The 19853-nt window shown below is 68.5% G+C and carries 21 protein-coding genes; 11 read left to right on the top strand and 10 right to left on the bottom strand.

Annotated elements, in window-relative coordinates; all coding sequences use genetic code 11:
* Nucleotides 1-29: 29 nt before the first annotated feature.
* The 3 genes from ACZ7KI_RS00230 to ACZ7KI_RS00220 form a co-directional block, all read right to left on the bottom strand.
* Nucleotides 30-1697 (bottom strand): GMC oxidoreductase, encoded by a 1668-nt coding sequence (locus ACZ7KI_RS00230; RefSeq protein WP_470271061.1) that lies wholly within the window; start codon nucleotides 1695-1697, stop codon nucleotides 30-32.
* Nucleotides 1694-3151, bottom strand: coding sequence for a flavin-containing monooxygenase (locus ACZ7KI_RS00225; RefSeq protein WP_470271060.1), 1458 nt, complete (start codon nucleotides 3149-3151; stop codon nucleotides 1694-1696). Before ACZ7KI_RS00225 ends, ACZ7KI_RS00230 begins: the two co-directional genes overlap by 4 nt.
* Nucleotides 3152-3281: 130 nt before the next feature.
* On the bottom strand, nucleotides 3282-4385 hold the full coding sequence (locus tag ACZ7KI_RS00220; protein ID WP_470271059.1) for a winged helix DNA-binding domain-containing protein: 1104 nt from the start codon (nucleotides 4383-4385) through the stop codon (nucleotides 3282-3284).
* Between the two features lie 78 nt (nucleotides 4386-4463).
* On the opposite strand from ACZ7KI_RS00220, the gene ACZ7KI_RS00215 reads away from it, so the two are divergent.
* On the top strand, nucleotides 4464-5492 hold the full coding sequence (locus ACZ7KI_RS00215) for an AraC family transcriptional regulator (RefSeq protein ID WP_470271058.1): 1029 nt from the start codon (nucleotides 4464-4466) through the stop codon (nucleotides 5490-5492).
* Here ACZ7KI_RS00215 and ACZ7KI_RS00210 read toward each other — a convergent pair.
* The 3 genes from ACZ7KI_RS00210 to ACZ7KI_RS00200 are packed head-to-tail and all read right to left on the bottom strand — an operon-like array spanning nucleotide 5419 to nucleotide 6845.
* Entirely contained in the window at nucleotides 5419-6084 is a 666-nt protein-coding gene (locus tag ACZ7KI_RS00210; protein WP_465464208.1) for a TetR/AcrR family transcriptional regulator, read from the bottom strand. The two genes, ACZ7KI_RS00215 and ACZ7KI_RS00210, sit on opposite strands and share 74 nt — an antisense overlap.
* A 19-nt stretch (nucleotides 6085-6103) precedes the next feature.
* Nucleotides 6104-6328 carry a hypothetical protein gene (locus tag ACZ7KI_RS00205; protein ID WP_470271057.1) on the bottom strand — a complete coding sequence of 75 codons (225 nt, stop codon included), beginning with the start codon at nucleotides 6326-6328 and terminating at the stop codon, nucleotides 6104-6106.
* A gap of 19 nt (nucleotides 6329-6347) precedes the next feature.
* The gene (locus tag ACZ7KI_RS00200; protein ID WP_470271056.1) at nucleotides 6348-6845 is read right to left on the bottom strand and encodes an NUDIX domain-containing protein; all 498 of its coding nucleotides are present in this window, start codon (nucleotides 6843-6845) and stop codon (nucleotides 6348-6350) included.
* Between the two features lie 179 nt (nucleotides 6846-7024).
* Here ACZ7KI_RS00200 and ACZ7KI_RS00195 point away from each other — a divergent pair, with 179 nt between their 5' ends.
* The 3 genes from ACZ7KI_RS00195 to ACZ7KI_RS00185 all read left to right on the top strand — a co-directional run bounded on the left by ACZ7KI_RS00195 (nucleotide 7025) and on the right by ACZ7KI_RS00185 (nucleotide 8793).
* The gene (locus tag ACZ7KI_RS00195; protein ID WP_470271055.1) at nucleotides 7025-7501 is read left to right on the top strand and encodes a glycine-rich domain-containing protein; all 477 of its coding nucleotides are present in this window, start codon (nucleotides 7025-7027) and stop codon (nucleotides 7499-7501) included.
* A 6-nt stretch (nucleotides 7502-7507) separates the two neighbouring features.
* Nucleotides 7508-8404 (top strand): phosphotransferase, encoded by an 897-nt coding sequence (locus ACZ7KI_RS00190; protein WP_470271054.1) that lies wholly within the window; start codon nucleotides 7508-7510, stop codon nucleotides 8402-8404.
* 110 nt (nucleotides 8405-8514) lie between these two features.
* Nucleotides 8515-8793: a hypothetical protein gene (locus ACZ7KI_RS00185; protein ID WP_465501560.1), complete on the top strand. Its 279-nt coding sequence runs from the start codon at nucleotides 8515-8517 to the stop codon at nucleotides 8791-8793.
* A gap of 4 nt (nucleotides 8794-8797) precedes the next feature.
* On the opposite strand, the gene ACZ7KI_RS00180 is transcribed toward ACZ7KI_RS00185, so the two are convergent.
* From ACZ7KI_RS00180 to paaI, 3 genes are read right to left on the bottom strand one after another with little or no spacing between them, the layout of a single operon-like run.
* On the bottom strand, nucleotides 8798-9391 hold the full coding sequence (locus ACZ7KI_RS00180) for a TetR/AcrR family transcriptional regulator (protein WP_044856178.1): 594 nt from the start codon (nucleotides 9389-9391) through the stop codon (nucleotides 8798-8800).
* Nucleotides 9388-10677 carry a phenylacetate--CoA ligase PaaK gene (gene paaK, locus ACZ7KI_RS00175; protein ID WP_470271053.1) on the bottom strand — a complete coding sequence of 430 codons (1290 nt, stop codon included), beginning with the start codon at nucleotides 10675-10677 and terminating at the stop codon, nucleotides 9388-9390. The genes ACZ7KI_RS00180 and paaK overlap by 4 nt, the downstream gene beginning before the upstream one ends.
* On the bottom strand, nucleotides 10674-11057 hold the full coding sequence (paaI, locus tag ACZ7KI_RS00170) for a hydroxyphenylacetyl-CoA thioesterase PaaI (protein WP_470271428.1): 384 nt from the start codon (nucleotides 11055-11057) through the stop codon (nucleotides 10674-10676). The genes paaK and paaI overlap by 4 nt, the downstream gene beginning before the upstream one ends.
* A gap of 206 nt (nucleotides 11058-11263) precedes the next feature.
* Here paaI and paaZ point away from each other — a divergent pair, with 206 nt between their 5' ends.
* The 6 genes from paaZ to paaE are packed head-to-tail and all read left to right on the top strand — an operon-like array spanning nucleotide 11264 to nucleotide 16929.
* Nucleotides 11264-13294, top strand: a complete 2031-nt coding sequence (gene paaZ / locus ACZ7KI_RS00165; protein ID WP_470271052.1) for a phenylacetic acid degradation bifunctional protein PaaZ — start codon at nucleotides 11264-11266, stop codon at nucleotides 13292-13294.
* A complete protein-coding gene (paaA, locus tag ACZ7KI_RS00160) occupies nucleotides 13291-14232 on the top strand; it encodes a 1,2-phenylacetyl-CoA epoxidase subunit PaaA (protein WP_470271051.1) in 942 nt (313 codons plus the stop codon). The genes paaZ and paaA overlap by 4 nt, the downstream gene beginning before the upstream one ends.
* The gene (gene paaB / locus ACZ7KI_RS00155; RefSeq protein ID WP_037303338.1) at nucleotides 14229-14513 is read left to right on the top strand and encodes a 1,2-phenylacetyl-CoA epoxidase subunit PaaB; all 285 of its coding nucleotides are present in this window, start codon (nucleotides 14229-14231) and stop codon (nucleotides 14511-14513) included. Before paaA ends, paaB begins: the two co-directional genes overlap by 4 nt.
* A gap of 1 nt (nucleotide 14514) precedes the next feature.
* Nucleotides 14515-15372: a 1,2-phenylacetyl-CoA epoxidase subunit PaaC gene (gene paaC / locus ACZ7KI_RS00150; protein ID WP_470271050.1), complete on the top strand. Its 858-nt coding sequence runs from the start codon at nucleotides 14515-14517 to the stop codon at nucleotides 15370-15372.
* Entirely contained in the window at nucleotides 15366-15854 is a 489-nt protein-coding gene (gene paaD, locus ACZ7KI_RS00145; RefSeq protein WP_470271049.1) for a 1,2-phenylacetyl-CoA epoxidase subunit PaaD, read from the top strand. The genes paaC and paaD overlap by 7 nt, the downstream gene beginning before the upstream one ends.
* 1 nt (nucleotide 15855) lies before the next feature.
* Nucleotides 15856-16929, top strand: a complete 1074-nt coding sequence (gene paaE, locus ACZ7KI_RS00140; RefSeq protein ID WP_470271048.1) for a 1,2-phenylacetyl-CoA epoxidase subunit PaaE — start codon at nucleotides 15856-15858, stop codon at nucleotides 16927-16929.
* A 19-nt stretch (nucleotides 16930-16948) separates the two neighbouring features.
* Here the strand turns inward: paaE and ACZ7KI_RS00135 are convergent, their stop codons facing one another.
* Entirely contained in the window at nucleotides 16949-18520 is a 1572-nt protein-coding gene (locus ACZ7KI_RS00135) for an ABC-F family ATP-binding cassette domain-containing protein (protein ID WP_470271047.1), read from the bottom strand.
* A gap of 118 nt (nucleotides 18521-18638) precedes the next feature.
* Here ACZ7KI_RS00135 and ACZ7KI_RS00130 point away from each other — a divergent pair, with 118 nt between their 5' ends.
* Nucleotides 18639-19727, top strand: coding sequence for a dihydrofolate reductase family protein (locus tag ACZ7KI_RS00130; protein WP_470271046.1), 1089 nt, complete (start codon nucleotides 18639-18641; stop codon nucleotides 19725-19727).
* Nucleotides 19728-19853 lie beyond the last annotated feature (126 nt).

Raw genomic sequence — 19853 nt, 5'->3', positions numbered from 1 at the left:
GAAACGCGGGAGGTCAGAAACGCGGGGAGTCAGAGCGGGGTGAGGGGGAGGCGGAGGGCGCCCGGGGCGTGCGGGGGCACGACGGGCTTGAGGGGAACGACAGGGGAGAGGCGCCGGTAGGGGGAACCCAGCGGCGGCCGCGGGTCGGCCTCTCCCTTGTTGGGCCACAACGACATCGCGCGTTCGGCCTGCGCGGTGATGGTCAGCGACGGGTTCACCCCGAGGTTCGCCGAAATCGCCGAGCCGTCGGCGATGTGCAGGCCGGGGTAGCCGTGCACTCGCTGGTACGGGTCGACGACGCCGGTCTCGGGGCTGTCGCCGATCGCGCAACCGCCGATGAAGTGCCCGGTGATCGGGATGTTCGCCAGATCTGTCCACGCGCCCTGTGCCAGCCCGCCGATCTTGTCCGCCACGCGCCGGGTGACCTCGTGTCCGGCGGGGATCCACTCGGGGTTCGGGTCGCCGATGCCCTGTTTCGTGGTCATGCGACGGCCGAAGAGCCCGCGTTTGGTGTACGTGGTCACGGAATTGTTCAGCGTCTGCATCACCAGCAGCCCGACCATCCGCTCCGACCAGCGCCGCGGGTTGTGCAGCTGCGCCAGATGCCGCCAGTTCCGCCGTAGCTCGCGCAAGCCCAGCACCCACCGGCGTTTCCCCGGCTCGGCGTCGACGAGCACCGTCGTCAGCAAGCCCATGAAGTTGCTGCCCTTGCCGTAACGCACCGGTTCGACATGCGTGACGGCGTCGGGATGGATCGACGACGTGATCGCGACGCCGCGGGTGAAATCGGTGTCCTGACGCAGCGACCGCGCGGCGAGGACGGCCTCGGAGTTCGTCCTGGCGAGCAACCCCAGCCGCGGCGACAGGTTCGGCAGCGTGCCGGAGTCCTTCAGTGAATGCAGAAGCCGTTGCGTGCCCAGGGAAGCGGCGGCGAACACGACCTGCGAGGCGGTGAAGGTCCGCTTGCGCTTACGCACCCACCGTCCTGTTTGGACGGTATCCACAGCGTATCCGCCTTCGATCGGCCGGACCGACACCGCGGTGGTCAGGGGATGGACCTCCGCACCCGCCTTTTCCGCCAGGTACAGGTAGTTCTTGACCGTCGTGTTCTTCGCGCCGACCCGGCAGCCGGTCATGCACTCACCGCAGTGCGTGCACGGCGTCCGCGTGGGGCCTTCGCCACCGAAGAACGGGTCGACGTCGCGCTTGCCGAAGTAGACGCCGACTGGGGTCGGCCGGTAGGTGTCCGCGATGCCCATGTCCTCGGCGACCTCGCGCAGCACCCGGTCGGCCGGTGTGACCAGTGGGTTCTCCACCACGCCCAGCATCCGTTTCGCCTGGTCGTAATGCGGGGCGAGTTCGGCCTTCCAGTCGGTGATATGCGCCCACTGCGGGTCTTCGTAGAAGGTGTCCGGTGGTTCGTAGAGCGTGTTCGCGTAGACGAGCGAGCCGCCGCCGACGCCCGCGCCGCTCAGGACGAACGTGTTTTTCAGCAGGGTCAGCCGTTGGATGCCGTAGCAGCCCAGTTTCGGGGCCCACAGATACTTCCGCAGCCGCCACGACGTCTTCGCGAACTCGTCGTCGGCGAACCGGCGGCCGGCCTCCAGCACGCCGACGCGGTAGCCCTTCTCGGTCAGCCGCAACGCGGTCACGCTGCCGCCGAAGCCGGAACCGATCACCAGCACGTCGTAGTTCATCGCGATCCCGCCGTCCGGTAGTCACCGAGGTCGAGCGTCTTCGTCCGGCGGTCGTATTCGGTCACCAGACCGGGCCAGTTCGTGCTCACCCGGCCGTTGTCCTGTCGGTACCAGCTGGCGCAGGCCGTCCAGACACTGCCACCGAGCCGTCGCTGGACCTCCTCGTCGTAGCGCTGCTCGACCTCGGGCATGACGTCCATATAGGACACTCCGGGACGGCTGAGGTGTTCGACGGCTTGGCGGATGTAGCGCGCCTGGCGCTCGATCATGTAGATGATGGAGCCCGCGCCGAGGTTGGTGTTGGGGCCGTAGACGCAGAACAGGTTCGGGAAGCCCGGCACGGTCATGCCGAGGTACGCCCGCGCGCCGCCGGACCAGGCGTCGGACAGTGCCCGGCCGCCGAGGCCCTGCACCTTGAGATCGCCGAGGAACTCCGTCGCGGCGAAACCGGTTCCGTAGACGATGACGTCGGCCTCGTGCTCGACGCCGTCCTCGGTGCGTATCCCGGACGGCGTGATCGCGCTGATGCGGCCGGTCTCCACCGCGACGTTGTGCTGCGCCAGCGCGGGCAGGTACTCGTTCGTGAACAGGATCCGCTTGCAGCCCAACGGGTAGTCCGGGGTGAGCTTCGCGCGCAGCTGCCGGTCCTTGATGTGACGGCGGCGCAACTGGGCCGCCCGGAGCTCGAAGATCTTGGCCAGCGAAGGATGTTTGGTCATCGCGTAGGTCGCGTACTCGGCGAGGAGGAAGATCCGGAGCCTGCCGAGCAGTTGCGTGGCCGGCAGCGACCGGAACAGCCGCTGCTGCCAGCGCCGGTAGCTGGTGTCCCGTTTGGCCAGGATGTAGGGCGCGGTGCGCTGGAACACCGTCAGTTCCGCGGCCTGGCGCTGGAGCTGGGGCACGAACTGGATCGCACTCGCACCGGTGCCGATCACCGCGACCTTCTTGCCGCGCAGGTCGACGTCGTGGTCCCAGCGCGCGGAGTGGAAACTGGGGCCCTCGAAGGTTTCCTGGCCGGGGATGTCCGGCAGCACCGGCCGCGAGAGCTGTCCGACGGCGGGGACGAAGACGGTCGCCTCGAAGGTCTCGCCGCCCGCGGTCTCCACCCGCCAGAGCCCGCGCTCCTCGTCGAAGGCCGCGCTGGTGACGCGCGTGTCGAAGCGGATGTGCGGTTCGAGGGCGTAGCGGCGGACCACGCGTTTGAGGTAGGCGTGGATGTCGGGTTGCAGCGAGAAGCGCTTCGGCCAGTCGGGATTGGGCTCGTAGGAGAACGAGTACAGCGGCGACGGGATGTCGCAGCCCGCGCCGGGATAGGTGTTCTCCCGCCAGACGCCACCCGGTTCGGCGGCGCTCTCCAGGATGGTGAAGTCGTCGAACCCGGCGCGTTTGAGTTCGATCGCCGTCCCGACCCCGCCGAAGCCCGTTCCTACGATCAGCACGCTCGTCTTGCCCATGCCGATCGAAGTTACGCACCGATCAGCCCACCCGGAAGTGCACGTCCGGCCACTCAATCGAGATTTCCGGCCACGCGCCCCCCGCATTTCGTCCTCTAAATGCGGTAGTTGGTAGTGCGAACTACCGCATTCAGAGGACGAAATGCACGGAGTGCGACTCGGACGTGGGGTGCGCCCAGGCCAGGAGGCGATGCGCGGAGCTTTCGAGGGCCTCCAGATCACGCTTCGGAACGCGTTCGAACGGCGTGATGACGACCGAAGCCGCCTTCTTCGCCGCCTTGATCTCCCACCAGCCCTTGACGGTCCCGTCGACCAGGATGGTGCCCTTGACCAGGCCGTTCTGCGTGATGATGACCTTGCGGTACTCGTCGCTGATCACCCGCGTGCGGTCGGCGTAGGACAGGATGGTCTGGTCGAACGGCCCCAGCAGCCGCGGCGGCGCGGGGGTGTCCGGATCCGGCCGGGGCGCGTCCGGCAGGTCGAACAGCTCACGTCCGTTCTCGTCACGGAACGTCCGCAGCTCCGGCCGCATTCGCTCGGCGACCTCGCCGAGTTTCGTGATCCCGGCCCACGCCTGCGCGTCCTGCACACTGGCGGGCCCGAATGCCGCCAGATAGCGCCGGAACATCGCTTCCGGCGATGGCGTGGCGTCCGGCTCGGCGCCCAGCCAGTCCCCGGTGGTCTGGTACGTCGGCTGCCCGGACTTGCCCCAGACGCCGCGCGGCGGGATCTGCACCAGCGGCAGCAGAGCCCGCGCGACGTGCACCAGCGACGACGGCGCGACGCCTTCCCAGTGCTTCGCGAGTTCCGCGCCGAGGCCAGCCGACGAATGCGGCCGCTCGCCGAGCAGTTTGCGGGCGGTGCGGGCGATCTCCTGGTGGTCGAGATCTTTGATGTCGGGGCCGAACTGGGTGTTGCCGGTCACCGAGCGGTCGTAGAGGGGCTGCACGATCGGCCGCCACGCCAGCGCGTCCGACGGCGTCACCAAGTGGACGGTGCCGCGCATGAGCGCGATCCGCACGACGCTCTTGTCCAGTAAGAGGTTCGCCAGGTCGTCCTGGCGGAAGCCGTGCAGCCGCGTCCACAGCGCGAAGTACGGCGGGTTGGGCGCCTGCGCCTGCAGCCCGGCGAGATGCTCGACCGCTTCGAGCGCGGTCATCTTCGAACGCCGGAGCAGCAGCTGCCGGTCCAGCATGGCGCGGTTCAGCGCGCGCCTGCTCAACGTGTCGGACATGCCGTTCACCTTAAACGGGATCAAGGACAGTTACGGTCCTCAATGCGCCGACCGCTGCCGGGATCCATAATCCCGGCCATGGAACTACCGCCGCCGGTGATCCGCGATTGGGACTACCCCCGTGGCACGGCGAGCATCGTGCTCATGGCCCGCTTCGCCGTCGAGCACGGCGTCGCCGGACTGACCCACTACGAGCACGCCCCCGTGGACGGTCAGGTCGACGCGCGCCAGGAACTCGCCGTGGTCCGCGAGCTGATCCGCGGGCTCGGTGGCGGGGACGACGTCGCGCTGCGGCTGAGCAGGCGCTACCGCGTCAGCGCGTTCGGCATCTTCGGCTTCGCGTGCATCAGCAGCCCGACGCTGGGTGACGCGATGCGCTTCGCCCTCCGTTACCTGGACCTGAGCTTCACCTTCTGCATCCCGCACGTGACCGTCGAGGCCGGACGGCTCGCGCTGACCATGGACGACAGCCGGGTGCCCGGCGACGTCGCCCGCTTCCTGACGCTGCGCGACCTCGGCGCCATCCACACCGTCATGCGCGACATCCTGCCGGACATCTCGTTGCGTTCCTTGGCGTTCCGGCACGAACGTCCCTCCACTGTGGACGAATACGTGCGGACGTTCGGGCTGGCGCCCTCGTTCTCCGCCCGCTCGCAGGTCGCCACCCTGGACCCGCTCCTGCTCGACAAACCGCTGCCGCAGGCCAACGACCAGACGGTCGCGGTCTGCGCCGCGCAATGCGATCTGCTGGTGTCCCGGAAACGCGAACGATCCGGGATCGCGCAGCAGGTCCGGGAACGGCTGGTGCGGCTCGGCGGGGTCGACGCCGGGATGGACGAGGTCGCGCGGCGGCTCGCGCTCAGTCCCCGCACGCTGCGACGCCGCCTGTTCGAAGCCGGGACCGGCTACCGCGCGCTGCTCGACGAGGTCCGCCAGGCGCTGGCGGAGGAGATGCTCGACACCGGCGTGCTCAGCGTCGAGGACGTCGCGCTGCGGCTGGGCTACGCCGAGGCGTCGAGTTTCATCTACGCCTTCAAACGCTGGAAGGGGATGACGCCGGCGGCTTATGCCCGGCGGAACGCGTTGCGAGCACGGCCGGGTAAGTGACCCGCAGCAGATGCAGGATCGAATCGGTGAGGAAGACCCGCAGCTCCTCGCGGTCGAGCGTGCCGCGGATCAGCCACTCGCGTGACGCGGCGCGCAGCATCCCGCCGTACGAGCGGATCATCGCGCGGAGTTCTTCGCGGCCTTCGGTGATGTCGCTCATCAGCGCGGCCGCGAGGACACGGTCGGCGGCGATCTCGTCACCCTCCAGCATGATCCGCTCGATGTCCGGGTCGCGGCCGACGGCTTCCTGGCCGATCGCGGTCAGCCACGCCTGTTCGTTGCGTTCGACGACCTCGATCCAGTGCCGGACACTGATCTCGAGCCGCTCTTCGGCGGTCGTGTCCGGCAGGTTCTCGATCACCGGCGCGGGCACGATCATCATCTGCCGGACGACTTCGAGGTACAGCTCGCGTTTGCCGCCGAAGTAGTGGTTGATCAGCGGCCTGGCCACGCCGGCGGCCTTCGCGATGTCCGAGGTCGACACCGAGGCGTACGTACCCGCGCCGAACAGCCGTCGTGCCGCGGCCAGGATCTCCGCACGCCGGGCGGCCGGTTCGAGTCGGCGCCGCCGGATCTCCGGATCGGTGCTCATGGGCCGAGCGTAACCGTTGTCAGAGAACCCCGTAGTGCGCGGCGAGCCCTGCGAAATGCCCTCCTCGTCTTCGAGTGGCCGTGTCCACCAGGCCGCGCGTGACAGTGGCGCCAAGCGGCTGACGTTGAACCCAGTCGGGTGCGAGATCCCGAGCTTCGACGTCCGCCGCCGCGGCCAGTTCTTCTTGGGACAGATTTCGCGCCTTCCGGAAACGCGCCAGGTTCTCTGCCAGCGAGCCGGACATCTTCCCCCTCCGAAGTGCACTAGCTCCGGACTGTCGCCGCTGGGCGGCCACCCTCACAGAACACGATCACTCCGCTCTCCACCGAACGCAACGCGGCGCCGAGCCGGGCATGGAGAGTGGACTTCACCAGCTTCTCGGCCTCTTCCAGCGTGTACAGCCCGACTGATTGGATCTCCGGATCGGTCGATCGGATATCTCGGACCTCGTCTTCGGTGATGAGGCCGCCGTCGAACACGAAGGCCAGCCCTTCCGGCATCACCTCTTGCGCGCGGATGTGGTCGATGACCAGCAGCGTGCCGAGAGGGCGGGTGATACCCAGCTCTTCGTGGAGTTCGCGTGCCGCCGTTGTCCACGGGGCTTCGTCCGCTTCGACCGCACCGCCCGGAATCTCCCATTCGGCTTTGTATGTGGTCTCGACCAGCAGTACGCGTGACCGTTCGTCGCGGAGCAGCACACCGGCGGCAGCGCGCTTCCGATTGAGGGAGGCGGCGTATTCGCTGAAGGGGAGAAGGTCCACGGTGTCGCAGGCTACCGCCTCCGACCACGCTCCCGTTCTCTGCTCGAAAGGCAGGAAACGGGCAGTGGGATAGTGGAAAAGCATGTCTTGAGGCTGTGTTTTAGCTGGTCATGGACGTTCACGCTGGGAATGTGGCCGTGACAGGCGGCCCATCGATTCGATCAACCAGAGGAGAACCCGTGACCGCTGTCCTGAGCCCATCCGCCACTGGCCGCACCCTGGTGCCCGACTCGTTGTTCGACCGGCTCGCCCGCCGGATAGTCGCAGGCGAGAACCTGGATCGCGACCTGGCCGAACGTATCGTCGATCAGACTCTGGCGTTCCTCGCCGCGTCTGCCCGCAATAGCGGTGAGCGTCTTGCCCCGAGCGAGCCGGTGGACATCGGCTGGCACGCCTTCATTCTTCACACGCGTGACTACGCGGATTTCTGTGCCCGGATCGCGGGCAGGTTCCTTCATCATGTGCCCACTTCGGAGGGGGATCCGGAAGCGTCAGGAGAGGCCGCCCGCGCCACGCTGATGCGTACGGTGACCGCGATCGAACGGGCGGGATACGCTGTCGACCCCGCATTGTGGCCCGCCGCCATGGGCGAGTACGACGTGAACTGCTCGCAATGCAAGAACGGCTGTGCGGACGATCCGCCACCCGCTAGCTGAGGACGTATGAGCCATACCTGGAACGGCCTCCCCGGCACCGTGCGCGCCGCGATCGAGGCCGAGACGGGACCCGTGAGCCGAGTCGAGACACCCGCGGCCGGGCGTAACTCCGACTTCGCCGCCACGCTGCACACGCGGGGGGAAGCGGTGTTCTGCAAAGGTATTGCCGACGCCGGAAGCAAGCGGGGAGCGATGCACCGCCATGAGGCGGATATCGCCCCGTATCTGCCTCCGGCCATATCGCCACGTCTGCTGTGGAAAGTCGAGGCGGATGGCTGGCTCGTGCTCGGCTTCCGCCATATCACCGGCCGCCATGCCGATCTTTCGCCTGGTTCGAAGGACCTGCCGTTGGTGGCTGAGGCAGTATCCGTCATGGCCCGGGAACTGGGTGGCTTCACGGCGCCGAATGTCCCGGTGCTGTCCGAGAAAATGGCGTGGATGGCGGGCTGGCGCCGCTTGCGCCACCAGCCGCTCGCCGGACTGGACCAGTGGAGCCGGGACCGACTCGACCTTCTCGTGGAACTGGAGGCCAAGGGGATCGAAGCGACCGTGGGGGACAGCCTGATCCACACCGACCTGCACCAGCTCAACATCTTGGTCGGCGGCGGTCGCGCTTGGGTGATCGATTGGGCCTGGTCTCAGACCGGCGCGGCATGGATCGACGCCGCGCATCTCGTGGTCCGCCTCATCGATCAGGGCCACGACCCGGGAACCGCCGAGCACTGGGCGGCCACCACGTTCGCCTGGCCCGGCGTCTCACCCGAGGCCCTGACCGCCTTCTCCGTCGCGCTGCTGGGGATGTGGACCTACCTGCACCACACCGATCCGCTGCCGATGCGCGCCGGGGTCACCGCGGCGGCCCGGCGATGGGTCGAGCATCGCCTGCTCATGGGCCGAGCGTAACCGTTTCACGCGAGCGGTGCCGTTACTGAACCGGAACAACCGGCCGGTAACCCTCCGGGGCCCGCGTACGACGTTGGGGGCGAGGGACCGGGCGTCATAGGTAGGGACGAATGGCCAGTGCCGAACGCGAACCGGTGTGTCGCCCCGGACGGTGGGTCAGTGTGCGGCTGCAGCATCGTGACGTCCGGATCCAAGGTGACACCGGGGACGAAACCGTCTCCTATGCCGGGATCGTGATCACCAGCTTCGAGAATGGCACCGAGGTCGGCGAACGGTGGATCCCGCTCGGCGTCGATCCGTCGGAGGCCGACGACGAACAGCTCATCCAGCAGCTGCGGGACGCGCTGATCTGGCAGGCGCGACAGCCGCCGAAGGCCGCGGGGGAGTAGCCCGCTACTGCGTCCGCAAACCGTCGAACGCGATCTTGCACACCGCGTCCGCCAGTTCCGTCCCCGCCGAACCCCGGCGCGGCCGGTACCACTCGATCAGCGAGTTCACCATGCCGTACAACAGTCGCGCGGTGACCGCCGGATCGATGTCGGGCCGGACGTCACCCTCGGTTTCGGCCTGTTTCACCAGTTCCGTGACCAGCCGGTCGAACTCGCGCCGCCGCGCGAGCGCCGCCCGTTCGATCTTGGTGTTGCCGCGCACCCGCAGCAGCAGGGTCACGAACGGCAGCTGCTCGACCAGCACGAGGACACTGCCCCGCACCAGATGCTCCAGCTTCTCGATCGCCCTGCCCTCGAAGGACTCCGTCTCGGCTGCGACGGCGAACAGGCCGTTCAGCGCGCGGTCGACGGCGAGCCGCAGCAGTTCCTCCTTGCTCGGCACGTGGTGGTAGATCGCGGATTTCGTGATGCCGAGCTTGCGGGAGAGGTCCTCCATGCTGGTGCCGTCGTAGCCGCGTTCGTTGAACAGCTTGACCGCGACCTGCAGCAGCGATTCGAGGTCGTAGCCGGGACGCCCCCGGCGGGCGGGGGTGCTCAACCGCGGTCCCGCTCGTCGAGTACGCGGCGCATCTTGCCCAGCGAACGCTCCAGCGTGTCCGGGTCGACCACTTCGACGCCGACGCTCACGCCGACCCCGTCCTTGACCCCGGCGATCAGCCGCGCGGCGGCCTCCGCGCGCTGCTCGGCCGTCGCGTCCTGGCGGGCTTCGACGCGCACCGTCAGATGGTCCATCCGGCCCTTCGTCGACCGGACCAGCTGGAAATGCGGGGCGAGCGCGGGGGTCACCAGCACGACTTCCTCGATCTGCGTGGGGAAGACGTTGACGCCACGCAGGATGATCATGTCATCGGTGCGTCCGGTCACCTTCTCCATCCGCCGGTACGCCGGCCGCGCGGTGCCCGGCAGCAGCCGGGTGAGGTCGCGGGTGCGGTAGCGGATGATCGGCAGCGCCTGTTTGGTGAGCGAGGTGAACAGCAGTTCCCCGGTGTCGTCGATCGGCTTCTCGGTGAACGGGTCGATCACCTCGGGGAAGAAGTGGTCCTCCCAGATGTGCAGGCCGTCCTTGGTCTCGACGCATTCCTGCGCGACGCCGGGGCCCATCACCTCGGACAGGCCGTAGATGTCGACGGCGTCGATGCCGACGCGTTCCTCGATCTCGGCGCGCATCTGTTCGGTCCACGGTTCCGCGCCGAAGATGCCGACCTTGAGCGAACCGGCCCGCGGGTCGATGCCCTGGCGCTCGAATTCGTCGAGCAGCGTGAGCATGTACGACGGCGTGACCATGATGATCTCGGGTTTGAAGTCGGTGATGATCTGCACCTGGCGCGCTGTCATGCCACCGGACGCGGGAATCACCGTGCAGCCCAGTTTCTCGGCGCCGTAGTGCGCGCCGAGGCCGCCGGTGAACAACCCGTACCCGTAGGCGACGTGGACCTTGTCGCCCGGCCGTCCGCCCGCCGCGCGGATCGAGCGCGCCATCACCGTCGCCCAGGTGTCGATGTCGTCGGCGGTGTAGCCGACGACGGTCGGCTTGCCGGTGGTGCCGCTGGACGCGTGGATCCGGCTGACCTGCGCTTCCGGTACGGCGAACATGCCGAACGGGTAGTTGTCGCGCAGGTCCTGCTTGGTGGTGAAGGGGAACTTCGCCAGGTCTTCGAGCGCTTTGCAGTCGTCCGGGTGGACGCCTGCCTCGTCGAACTTCCTGGTGTAGAACGGCACGTTGTCGTAGGCGTGCCGCAGTGTCCACCGGAGGCGGTTCAGTTGCAGAGCCTGGAGTTCGTCGATGGTCAGGTTCTCGGCGTCGTCGCGGAAAGTCATCGTCATGCCTTCTCGATGGTGCGGCTGCGGCCGCGGAATTCGGCGACGACCTCCGGCCCGTCGGGGGTCTCCCGGTGCACGGTGACGTCGTAGATGCCGTTGCGGCCGTAGCGGGTCCGCTCGGTGGCGGTGGCGATGAGGTGGTCGCCGAGGCGTCCGGCGGCGACGAAGGAGATCTCCGCGCCCGCGGCGACGGTGACCGGGCCATGACTGTTGCAGGCGCACGCGAACGTCGTGTCGGCCAGCAGGAAGACATAGCCACCGTGCGCGATGTCGTGGCCGTTCACCATCGTCTCGGTGATCTTCATCGAGGCGACCGCGTGCCCTTCGGCCGCCTCGATCAGCTCGATGCCCAGCGCGTTCGACGCCCGGTCGCCGGTGAACATCGCGTGGGCCGCGTTGGTAGTCAAGGCACCGCCTCGTGAGTTACTGACCGAATGGACGGTTGTTGAAGATGTCGCCAGTAAAAGCGCGCCTCCGGGTGGATGTCAAGGATCCGCCGCCGTCCGGGGGTTTGCAAGACCCGGGACGCGAGCTACAGTGAATTACTGAACGGACGGTCTGTAATTCACCATATTCGAAGGGTCGCCACATGGCATTGCTGCGCAGCTACGTCTCCGGCGGATGGCACACGGCGGACAACGACGGCGTACCGCTGCACGACGCCTCGACCGGCGAGGAGGTCGCCCGGGTCTCGTCCGAGGGCATCGACTTCGCCGCCGCCCTGGAGTACGGCCGCCGCGTCGGCGGACCCGCGCTGCGTGCACTGACCTTCCACCAGCGCGCCGCACTGCTGAAGGCACTGGCCTCCCACCTGCGCGAACACCGCGACGAGCTGTACGCGCTGTCGGCGCGCACGGGTGCGACCAAGACCGACTCGATGGTCGACATCGACGGCGGCATCGGCGTCCTGTTCGCCTACTCCAGCAAGGGCAAGCGCGAACTGCCGAACGACACCGTCTACGTCGACGGCAACGTGGAGCCGCTGAGCAAGGGCGGCACCTTCGTCGCCCAGCACATCGCCGTCCCGCTGCGCGGCGTCGCCGTCCAGATCAACGCCTTCAACTTCCCGGTCTGGGGCCCGCTGGAGAAGTTCGCTCCCGCGTTCCTCGCCGGGGTGCCGAGCCTGATCAAGCCGGCCAGCCAGACCGCGTACCTGACCGCGCGGCTGGTCGAGATCATCATCGACTCCGGCATCCTGCCCGAGGGCACGCTGCAGTTCGTCGCCGGCAGCGTCGGTGACCTGCTCGACCACGTCACCGCGCAGGACCTCGTCTCCTTCACCGGTTCCGCCTCGACGGCGCAGAAGCTGCGCGCGCATCCGGCGATCGTGCGCAACTCCGTCCGGTTCAACGCCGAGGCCGACTCGCTCAACCTGTCGATCCTCGGTCCGGACGCCAAACCCGGCACCACCGAGTTCGACCTCTTCGTCAAGCAGCTGACCACCGAAATGACGGTCAAGGCAGGCCAGAAGTGCACCGCGATCCGTCGCGCGTTCGTGCCCGCGGACCTGCTGGACGACGTCGCCGAGGCCGCGAGCGCGCGGTTGGCGAAGGTCACCGTCGGCAATCCCACCGCCGAGGGTGTCCGGATGGGCGCGCTGGCCAGCCTGGAGCAGCGTGAGGAGGTCCGGCGGTCGCTGAAGGCGCTGCTGGACGTCGGCACGGTCGTCTTCGGTGACCCGGAGCAGGTCGAGGTCGTCGGCGCGGACGCCGAGCGCGGTGCGTTCATCTCGCCGGTGCTGCTGAAGGCCGACCCGGAGCGTTCCGAGCCGCACGAGGTCGAGGCGTTCGGCCCGGTCTCGACGTTGCTGCCCTACACCTCCACCGAACAGGTCGTCGAACTCGCCGCCCGCGGCGGCGGCAGCCTCGTGGGTTCCGTCGTTTCCGCGGACCAGGAGTTCGTGCGCGAGGTCGTCCTCGGTGTCGCGCCGTTCCACGGCCGTCTGCTGGTGCTCGACGCCGACGACGCCAAGGAGTCCACCGGCCACGGTTCGCCGATGCCGCAGCTGGTCCACGGCGGCCCCGGTCGCGCCGGTGGTGGCGAGGAGATGGGCGGGATCCGCGGCGTGCTGCACCATATGCAGCGCACCGCCGTCCAGGGCAGCCCGAAGGTGCTCAGCACGGTCACCGGCCGCTGGGTCGCGGGCGCCCCGCGCACCGAGAGTGACGTCCATCCGTTCCGGAAGTCCTTGGCGGAACTCAAGATCGGCGACTCCGTGGTCGCCGGGCCGCGTCAGGTCACGCAAGCCGACGTCGACCACTTCGCCGAGTTCACCGGCGACACCTTCTACGCGCACACCGATCCCGAGGCGGCCGCGGCGAACCCGCTGTTCGGCGGCATCGTGGCGCACGGATACCTCGTGGTCTCGTTCGCCGCGGGCCTGTTCGTCTCGCCGGAGCCCGGCCCGGTGCTGGCCAACTACGGTCTGGAGAACCTGCGGTTCCTCACCCCGGTCAAGGTCGACGACTCGTTGACCGTGACCCTGACCGCCAAGCAGATCACCCCGCGCATCGACCAGGAGTACGGCGAGGTCCGCTGGGACGCCGACGTGACCAACCAGGACGGCGATTCGGTCGCCAAGTACGACGTGCTCACCCTGGTCGCCAAGGAGCAGTCATGACAGCCACCGTGTCCGAGGAAGACCTCGAACAGCATTTCGAGGCGACCATCGCGCGTGATCAGCGCATCGAGCCGCGCGACTGGGTGCCCGAGGGCTACCGCAAGACGATGATCCGGCAGATCGCGCAGCACGCGCATTCGGAGATCATCGGCATGCAGCCGGAAGGCAACTGGATCACCCGCGCGCCTTCCTTGCGGCGCAAGGCGATCCTGCTCGCGAAGGTGCAGGACGAGGCCGGGCACGGGCTGTACCTGTACTCGGCGGCCGCCACGCTCGGCGCCGACCGGGCGGACCTGACCGACAAGCTCATCAACGGCAGGCAGAAGTACTCGTCGATCTTCAACTATCCGGCGCTGACCTTCGCCGACGTCGGCGTGATCGGCTGGCTGGTCGACGGCGCGGCCATCTGCAACCAGGTCCCGTTGTGCCGCAGTTCCTACGGGCCGTACGCGCGCGCCATGATCCGCATCTGCAAGGAGGAGTCCTTCCATCAGCGGCAGGGCTTCGAACTGCTGATGACCATGATGCGCGGCACGGAAAAGCAGCGGGAAATGGTGCAGGAGGCGGTGAACCGCTGGTGGTGGCCGTCGCTGATGATGTTCGGCCCGCCGGACGCGGAATCGCCGAACACCGCGCAGTCGATGGCGTGGAAGGTCAAGCGGCACACCAACGACGAGCTGCGCCAGCGCTTTGTCGACATGTCCGTTCCGCAGGCGGAAGCGCTGGGCGTCACCTTCCCGGATCCGGAGCTGAAGTGGAACCCCGAGCGCGGGCATTACGACTTCGGCGCGGTGGACTGGGAAGAGTTCAAGAACGTGTTGAAGGGCAACGGTCCTTGCAACGCCCAGCGTGTCGCGCACCGGCGCCGGGCACAGGAAGACGGCGCGTGGGTGCGCGAAGCAGCTGTCGCGCACGCAGCGAAGAAGGGTTCGGCATGAAGCACGACTGGCCGTTGTACGAGGTGTTCGTCCGGGGCAAGCGCGGCCTGAACCATGTGCACGTGGGTTCGCTGCACGCCGCCGACGACGACATGGCGCTGCACCATGCCCGTGATCTCTACACCCGTCGCAACGAGGGTGTGTCGATCTGGGTCGTGCGGGCGAGCGCCATCACGGCGTCCTCGCCGGACGAGAAGGACCCGTTCTTCGCGCCCAGCGGCGACAAGGTGTACCGGCACCCGACGTTCTACGACATCCCCGACAACGTTCCGCACATCTGACATGAGCTTCGACAACGCCTACGAGGCGATCACCGAGGAGAACGATTCCCGCTGGGCCTTCGGGACCGGGTTCGAAGATCCACTGTCCGGTGTGGACACGACGGTTCCGTCCGGTGTGGACGGTGCGAGGCTGGCCGCGTACTGCCTGATGCTCGGCGACGACGCGCTGATCTTCTCGCACCGCCTGCAGGAATGGTGCACGAACGCGCCCGAACTCGAGGACGAGGTCGCGATCGCCAACATCGCGCTCGACCTGCTCGGACAGGCCCGGCTGCTGCTCGCTCGCGCGGGCAAGGCCGACGGGAGCGAGCGCACCGAGGACTCCTACGCCTTCTTCCGGAGCGAGCAGGAGTACCGCAACGTCCGGCTCGCCGAACTCGAAGGCGGACACTTCGGGCACCTGATCGCGCGGCTGCTGGTGTTCTCGATCTGGCGGCTCGCGCTGCTTCAGCAGCTGCGGACGAGCGTGGACCCGGTGCTGGCGGCCATCGCGGACAAGGGCGTCAAGGAGGTCGCCTACCACCGCGACTACGCGGCGCAGTGGGCCGTGCGGCTGGGTGACGGGACCGAGCTTTCGCACGAGCGGATGCAGGAGGGCCTCGACGCGGTCTGGCCCTACGTCGACGAGCTTTTCGTGGCACACCAGGACGAGTTCGTCGAGTCGCCGTCGCTGCGGCCGGAGTTCGACGCGATCCTCGACCAGGTGCTGGCCGTCGCGAAGCTGACGCGCCCCGAGATCGGGGCCATCGCCGGGGTCTCCGGCCGGATGGGCCGTGACGGCGTGCACACCGAGCGGATGGGTTACCTGCTGGCGGATCTGCAGAGTGTCGCCAGGGAACATCCGGACGCGACATGGTGACCGCGTACGCCGTGGCGGCCACGGTCACCGACCCGGAACTGCCGATGCTCACCCTCGCCGACCTCGGCGTGCTGCGCGAGGTGTCGGAGTCCGACGGCCGGGTGGTCGTCGCGATCACCCCGACCTACACCGGCTGCCCGGCGATGGACACCATGCGCGACGACCTCGTGCACGCGCTGACCGGGGCGGGCTTCGGCGAGGTCGAGGTGCGGACCGTGCTGCAGCCCGCCTGGTCCACCGACTGGATCACCGAGGACGGCAAGCGGAAGCTGGCCGAAGCGGGGATCGCGCCGCCGGGGGCCGCGCCGCGACGGACCGGCCCGATCCCGCTCATGTTGAGCGCGCCGGTGTCGTCGGTCCGCTGCCCGCAGTGCGGTTCCGCGGACACCGAGGAGCAGTCCCGGTTCAGCGCGACGGCGTGCAAAGCGCTGCGCCGCTGCCGGTCCTGCCTCGAACCGTTCGAACACGTCAAGGAGATCTAGCGTGACCGCGTCCACTCTGCGCCGCACCGGGTTCCACACCCTCAAGGTCTCCGACGTCCAGCGGCTCTGCGACGACGCCGTCGCGGTGACCTTCGACGTACCCGAAGACCTCACCGAAACCTTCCGGTTCAAGGCCGGTCAGTCGCTGACCTTGCGCCGCGAAATCGACGGCCGGGACGAGCGCCGTTCGTACTCGATCTGCGCACCCGCCGGTGCGGCGCCGCGCGTCGGCGTCCGGGAGGTGCCGGGCGGGCTGTTCTCGTCGTGGCTGGTGCGCGACGTACGGCCCGGCGACGAGATCGAGGTCGCCGCGCCGACCGGTAACTTCACCCCGGAGCCGGAAACCGCCGGGCATCACGTGCTGATCGCGGCGGGTTCGGGGATCACGCCGGTGCTGTCGATCGCGTCCTCGCTGCTCGGCGATTCCGACGCCACGGTGACCGTGCTCTACGGCAACCGGCGCACGGACACCGTCATGTTCGCCGACGACCTCGCGGATCTGAAGGACCGTTACCCGGCGCGACTCGAACTCGTCCACGTGCTCTCGCGTGAGCCGCGCGAGGCCGAACTGTTCACCGGGCGGCTCGACGCGGAGAAGCTGCGTCGCCTGTGCACCGTGCTGATCCCGGTCGAGGACGTCGCGCACTGGTGGCTGTGCGGGCCGTTCGAGATGGTGACCGGCGCGCAGGAACTGCTGCGTTCGCTGGACGTCCCCGACGAGCGTGTCCACCAGGAACTGTTCTATGTGGACACCCCGCCGGAGCCGGTGCACCACATCGACCCGGCCGTCGTGGGGTCCTCCAGCGAGGTCACGCTGGTCCTCGACGGCCGGTCGACGACGATGACTCTGCCGCGCAACTCCTCCCTGCTCGACGGCGCGCAGAAGTACCGCCCCGATCTGCCGTTCGCCTGCAAGGGCGGGGTGTGCGGCACCTGCCGGGCGAAGATCTGCGACGGCAAGGTCGACATGCGGCGCAACTTCGCGCTGGAGAAGGCCGAAGTCGATGCCGGTTTCGTGCTCACCTGCCAGTCGGTGCCGATCTCCGAGTCCGTCACCGTGGACTTCGACGCCTGACCACTCCGCATTTCGTCCTCTAAATGCGGAGCGTCAGGCGCCTCGTGATGCCGATGTCGGCCAGGAACGGCCGGTCGTGGCTCGCCACGATCAGCGCGCCCCGGTAGGCCAGGAGCGCCTCGGTGAGCCGTCGCACGCTCGCCAGGTCGAGGTTGTTCGTCGGCTCGTCGAGCAGCAACAACCGCGGCGTGGGCTCGGTCAGCAGCAACGTCGCCAGCGCGGCGCGGAAGCGTTCCCCGCCGGACAGCGACGCCACCGTGCGTTCGGCCGCCGTGCCCCGGAACAGGAACCGCGCCAGCCTGGCGCGGATCTCGTTGTCGGTGAGCGACGGCGCGACCAGCCGCACATTGTCCACAATGGACAAAGTGTCGTCGAGGATGTCGAGCCGCTGGGGGAGCAGCCTGGCGGGGACGAACAGCCCCACGTCACCCGACTTCGGCGGGAGTTCGCCGGTGATCGTGCGGAGCAGGGTGGTCTTGCCCGACCCGTTGGGACCGACGAGCGCGATCCGCTCGGGCCCCATGACGTGCAGGTCCACCGCCGGGCCGAACCGGGGCACGGCGTCGATCCGGAGCACGTCCGTGCCACGGGGAACCGTGGTCTCCGGCAGTTCGACGCGGATCTCGGCGTCCTCGCGCACCAGCTCTTCGGCGGCCTTCAGTGTCTCGACGGCGCCTTCCAGCCTGTCCGCGTGCAGGTTGCGGTACTTGCCCGCGGCGATCTGCGCGTCCTCCTGGCGTTTGCGCATCCGTCCCTTGGGTTCGCGTTTGGTGTCCCACATCTTCTGGCCGTAGCGGGCCCGCCGGGCGAGTTTGATCCCGGCTTCGACCAGCTCCCGTTTCTGGCGCTTGACGTCGGATTCCGCCGCCCGGACGTGTCGCCGCGCGGCTTCCTGCGCGACCTCGACGGCGTGCTCGTAGTCCGCGAGGTTGCCGCCGTACAGCGTGACCTCGTGGTCTCGGACCTCGGCGATCCGGTCGACCGACTGGAGCAGTTCGCGGTCGTGCGAGACCACCACGAGGATCCCGTTCCAGCCCTCCACCTCGCGGTACACGAGTTCGCGCGCCCGCAGGTCGAGGTTGTTGGTCGGTTCGTCCAGCAGCAGGACGGCCGGACGGCGCAAGAGCAGCGCGGCCAGCCCGAGCAGCGTGATTTCGCCGCCGGACAGCTCTCCGGCCCGCTGGTCCAGGCGTACGGCGCCCAGGCCGAGCCGGTCGAGGAGGGCGCGGCTGCGCTCCTCGACGTCCCAGTTGTCGCCGATGGTGGTGAGGTGCTCCTCGGCGGTGTCACCGCTCTCGACGGCCTTGATCGCCGCGCGGATCGCCGTCACACCCAGCACGTCGTCCACCCGCCGCTCGGTGTCCAGGACGAGGTTCTGCGGCAGGTAGCCGATTTCCCCGGGCGTGGTGATCGAACCGGATTCGGGCCGCAGCCCGCCGGCGAGCAGCCTGAGCAGCGTGGACTTGCCGGAACCGTTGGTGCCGACCAGTCCGGTGCGGCCGGTGCCGATGGTGAGCGAGAGCCGCTCGAACACGGGGGCGCCGTCGGGCCAGGTGAAGGTGACGTCGGAAAGCGTCAAAGATGTAGACATGAGACTCCCTGCGAAGGAGGTGGATGAGGGCGCAGGTTCGTCTCAGAAGATCACTCGGCCAGGTTAGCCGAGCCGGTGAAGGACGCAACCGATTTTGCGCCGAGGGCATACTGGCGACGTGATCGAACGCCCTCACGTCCTGCTGTCCGCCGCGGTCTCACTGGACGGCTACCTCGACGACGCGACCGACACCCGGCTGGTGCTGTCCAACCAGGACGACTGGGCCAGGGTGGACGGGCTGCGCGCGGCGTCGGACGCGATCCTGGTCGGCGCGAACACCGTCCGCGCGGACGATCCGCGGCTGCTGGTCCGCTCGCCGGAGCTGGTGCGGGAGCGCGTCGCGGCCGGGCGGCCGGCACAACCGGTCAAGGTCACGCTGACGCGCAGTGGCTCACTCGATCCGGGGGCCCAGTTCTTCACCGTCGGTGACACGGAGAAGCTGGTGTACGCCCCGCCCGGCGTCGTCACGGGCGTGAAGGCGACCGTGGTGGAGCTGACCGGGCTGCGCGAGATGCTGGCGGACCTTCACGCGCGCGGCGTTCGGCGGCTGATGGTCGAAGGCGGCGGCGCGATCCACACCCAGTTCCTCACCGAGGGGCTGGTCGACGAGCTGCATCTGGCGATCGCGCCGTTCTTCGTCGGTGATCCGCGCGCGCCGCGGTTCGCCGGCCCCGGCGCCTTCCCGCGCGAGCTGACCCTTGTCGAAAGCAGCCGGCTGGGTGACATCGCCGTACTGGAGTATCACGCGACCCCGGAACCGTCCGAAGTGGACATTCTGCGGTTGCGCGAGGCCATCGCGCTGGCGGATCTTTGCCCGCCGCGGACCTTCCGCGTCGGCGCGGTCATCACCGACGCCGACGGCGAAGTGATCTCCACCGGTTACTCGGGTGACGGCGATCCCGCCAACCACGCGGAGGAAGCCGCGCTCGCGAAACTCGAACCGGGGGATCCGCGACTGGTGAAGGCGACGATGTACACGTCGCTGGAGCCGTGCAGCTCGCGGACGTCACATCCGCGAAGCTGCACCCAGCTCATCCTCGACGCCGGCCTTCCCCGAGTCGTGTTCGCCTGGCGTGAGCCGTCGGTGTTCGTCGACTGCGTCGGCGCCGAGATGCTGGAAGCGGCCGGACGCCGGGTGATCGAGGTACCAGCCCTCGCCGCCGACGTCCGCCGCGCGAACACCCATATCCCGGGTGTCCGCCCCTAGTCCGTGTCCTGCGGAACTACTTGCAGGCGTCGCAGCAGCCGCAGCCCACACCGGTGCACGCCGAGCAGCAACCGTGACGGAGCACGACCTTCAACAGACGCTTGATCATCGCTGTCCTCCCGATCA

This window comes from Amycolatopsis sp. NPDC039088 (assembly GCF_055598845.1).
Note: the sequence above shows the minus strand (reverse complement) of the source record. Positions and strands in the feature narration are given on the sequence as shown.